Genomic DNA, 3,809 nt, shown 5'->3' on the forward strand with positions numbered 1-3,809 from the left:
GGCGCAGTGCTCGGCGTCGGCGCAGTGCTCGGCGTCGGCGCAGTGCTCGGCGTCGGCGCAGTGCTCGGCGTCGGCGCAGTGCTCGGCGTCGGCGCTGTGGTGCGGTCTGCGGCGGCACAGGTTTCGGCGATCGCTGAGCGGAGTTCCCCCGGGGCGGTAGCTATAGCGTCGACAGTGCGGCCTCGGAGAGCGCCGGCGAGTCCGTTGATGTGATCGGCATGAGGGTGAGTGAGGACCAGTAGCGGGATGTGGGTGATTTTCAGGCGATCCAGGCAGGCCCGGATCGGGCGTGGGTCCGGGCCGACGTCTACGACGACCGCGGCACCGGGAGCAACAGACAGAGCCAGGCCGTCGCCCTGCCCAACGTCACACATCGCGAGTACCCAGCCCGATGGTGGCCATCCTGGCTGCAAGAAGCGCACCGGGAGCAGCACAATCGACACTCCCAGCACCACCACCGCGAGGAGTCTGCGGGTGTGCGACCAGCGCAGTGCCGCCACGACCACGACGACGATCACCGCCGCGACCGATCCTGCGACCACGCCGCCAGGCACCGTGATCGTGGCGCCCGGCACCGCGGCCGCGCGATCCGCGACGCCGAGCAACCACCACATCGGTGGCCGCGCGCACCACAGCACCCATACCGCGGCATCACCCCATACGCAGGCCACGACCGCGCCCACCGCGCCGATCACCGTGATCAGCCCGACCACCGGTGCGACGAGCGCGTTCGCCACGATCGCCACCAGGCTCACCCGCCCCGACAGGGCAACCATCAGTGGCACGGTGACCACGAACGCGGCCGCCGACACCGCGACGATCTCCGCGGGTGCGCGCCACCAACCGTGCGCCCGCAACCAGTCCGCCCAGCTGGGCGCGAGCAAGATCAGCCCCGCGGTCGCGAGCACCGACAGCGCGAATCCCGCGCTCACCGCCAATTGCGGTGCAACGGCCAGCAATCCGATTACCGCCGCACACAACGCCGGCAGCGCCTGCTTGCGTCTGCCGGTGAGCAGGGCGAGCACTGTCACCGAGCCCATCGCTGCCGCGCGCAGCACACTCGGGTCGGGGCGGGCGATCACGACGAACAGTGCGACAGCCCCCGCCGCCGCGGCAGCACTGGTCCGCGGACCGGCCGTGAGCAGGCGGGCGAGCGCCAACAGGGCCGTCAGCAGGATGGTGAAATTGGCTCCACTGACCACACAGAGGTGCTGCAATCCAGCAATTTCGAATGCGTCACGCACTTGTTCCGGCAGCGCGACAGTGTCACCGACAACGAGCGCGGGCAGCAACCCCGCCGCAGCAGGTGGCAGTGCCTTGGCGGACGCGTCCACCAGATCCGTGCGCACGCTCGCCGCGACCCGCTGCCACCACGGCGGCTCACCGATCCGCTTCGGTGCGTCGGCGGCGTGCAGGGTGGCAACCGTCAGATCGGCGCGGTTCGGCTCGCTGACCTCAGCCCGGAATCGCACCACTTGCCCAGGCGACAGCTCAGCCCACTCACTGCCCTGCGCGAGCACCACAATCGAACCGCCTGCCCGCGTCCATGCCGGGCCATGCCCGAACTCGCGCAGACCCGCACGAACAATCCACCGCCGCTCACCGCCGAACCCACCGGCGCGCAGGGGCTTCGCGTCATCAGTGACCACCGCGAGCACGTTCACCGACCGGCCGAACGATTCTCGCAACGGATGTGCCTGGACATGGTGCTCCTGCCAAGCACCGGCCGCCGCGAACCCCGCACCGAGCAGCATCGTCGCCAACCCGGTCACCGCGACAACCCGCCACCGCTCCCGCCGATGCGCCATCGCCCACAGCAGCACCACCCACAACCCGATCGCGACCACGACCGACGCAGCAGCCAGCACCAATCCCGCGACCCACCCCACAGTCACCGCGACAATCGTCGCCACCCAGCACCCGAACGCCGCAGGAACCAATCGCATATCGAGTACCTGTAGCTCCGGCTCCCCTTTGCCCGTTTGTTGTCCCACGCGAACCCGGCGTCCCGGCCCCCGCCCCGCCGACTCCCAGAGCTCTGCTGCTCGCGTCCACCGACGCCGACCCGACCTTTCCTGCGAAGCGCCCTCGCGTTCAGCCGTTCCCAGCCGCCCACGCCGGTCCGAATCTCCCGGAATCGTCCCCCCGTGCTGTACAGTTCTCGGTCGCCGGCGCGGTTCCTCCCGAACCGCTCCCTCGCCCGGCTCGTGTCTCATCCGCCTGCCGTGTCGTCAGGTCGGGGCGTACCGATGCCCAGGTCAACCACATCGTTCGCAGAACGAGGTTTTTCGCCCGATCCGAGTGGACATGCGAGGCGACGGAGATCGCCTGATCCCGGCGCGCAGTCCTCCACTGTTTCGATGGGTTGAGCTGTGGCGGGTCCGGTTCCGAGCCGTGCGCAGGGCCACACCGGGCAGGTCACGCGATCACCTCCGCGCGGGGTGTCTTCGCATGGATCATGCCGTCACCAGGTCGCGGAGTCGAGCCAGCCGGGCGGGACCGATGCCGTCTACCTCGCCGAGTTGAGCGACATCGGTGAAGCGTCCGTTGGTGGTGCGCCACGCGAGAATTGCCTTGGCGGTGACCGGTCCTACGCCGGGCAGTGCGTCCAACTCGGCTTCGGTCGCGGTGTTCAGATCGATGCGCGAATTGCCGGACGAGACACCGCCACTGAGGCCGGCGGTGCTCGAACCTGCGGTGCTCGAGCCTCCTGGTTTCGAGCTCGCGGTGTTCGAGCCGCCGGTGCCGGGTGTGGTCACAGGTGCGCGACCAGCACCGATCGTGATGCTGCCGAGGCGTGGTTGACCGGTTTGAGGATCCGTGGCTCCGACTATGACCTGGTCCCCGTCCACCAGTCGTTGAGCCAGGTTCAGGCCTGCCAGGTCGGCACCGTCACGAATCCCTCCTGCCTTCTCCAAGGCGTCGGCGATCCGAGAACCGTCCGGCAATCGGTGCAGCCCGGCTCGTTCGACCAAACCGACCACGCTGACGACGACATCGGCACTCGAGGTCGGACCTGGACCGGACACGGCCGCGACCACTGTGGTCGGGCCGGGCTGTACTGCAACGCTTTCCGCCCGCAGTACAGGTACCGGCGGAACCGCCCGCGCCACCGGCTGATCGCGTAGCACCATCACACCGGTGAACACCACAGCGATGACCCCGACCAGCCCGAGTACCAGCGCGCCGCGACGACCCGGATCCAGCCGTGCGTCTTGGAAGCGCGCTGGCACCAGGCGGTTTCGCCTGCCCGATCCACCATCGTCGAGCCACCCGGGTGTCCCCACTGGGCCTGCCGGTCCGGCCGACGGCGCGAGTTCGTCATCATCCCACTGTCCTTCGCCGTCGTCAGGGCGGGCAACACTGTTCGCGGCCTCCATCCCGGACGCGCGCAGCGGCTGACTACTCGGTCGCGCTCGCTCGTGGACCGCCAGCCCGCCCAGCCGCTGCCGTACTCGCTCGTGCTCTTCGTGTCGTGACATGGCAGCGACGCTAGGCCGACGTCGACCTGACGAACCCGCGCCGACCTGGGCTTCGAGGAAACCTGTGGATAACCCCGAACCTGTGGACAACTCACCGGTCAGCGTGGCTTCGCACCCGGAATCTCGTCTGCCCGAGTGGATACCGTGCGCTCATGGCCGATTCGACGTACCCAGGAACCCATGGAACTCGCACAACGATTCCGCGACTTCGCACTTCTCGAAGCGCGCGGAAATTCCCCGCTCTATCACCGGCGAGCGCTGGATATCAGCGTGGACGCGGAGGTACTGGCGCTGATCGCCCAATTGCCCACGGACAAACAGCAACCC

Annotated in this window: 2 protein-coding genes; both read right to left on the reverse strand. The window is 68.8% G+C overall.

Going from position 1 to position 3,809, the window contains the following annotated elements:
* The coding region (locus ACFWF3_RS18105; RefSeq protein ID WP_379314546.1) for a ComEC/Rec2 family competence protein at positions 1-1,946 on the reverse strand (1,946 nt) is incomplete at its 3' end.
* Positions 1,947-2,456: 510 nt separating this feature from the next.
* A complete protein-coding gene (locus ACFWF3_RS18110) occupies positions 2,457-3,482 on the reverse strand; it encodes a ComEA family DNA-binding protein (protein WP_379314547.1) in 1,026 nt (341 codons plus the stop codon).
* Positions 3,483-3,809: the final 327 nt, after the last annotated feature.

It is taken from the genome of Nocardia sp. NPDC060220 (assembly GCF_042727815.1).
In the GTDB taxonomy this organism is placed as follows: Bacteria; Actinomycetota; Actinomycetes; order Mycobacteriales; family Mycobacteriaceae; genus Nocardia.

Coding starts and splice junctions, on each gene's coding strand:
- ACFWF3_RS18110 (WP_379314547.1), bottom strand. CDS start 3,482: ATGTCACGACACGAAGAGCACGAGCGAGTACGGCAGCGGCTGGGCGGG.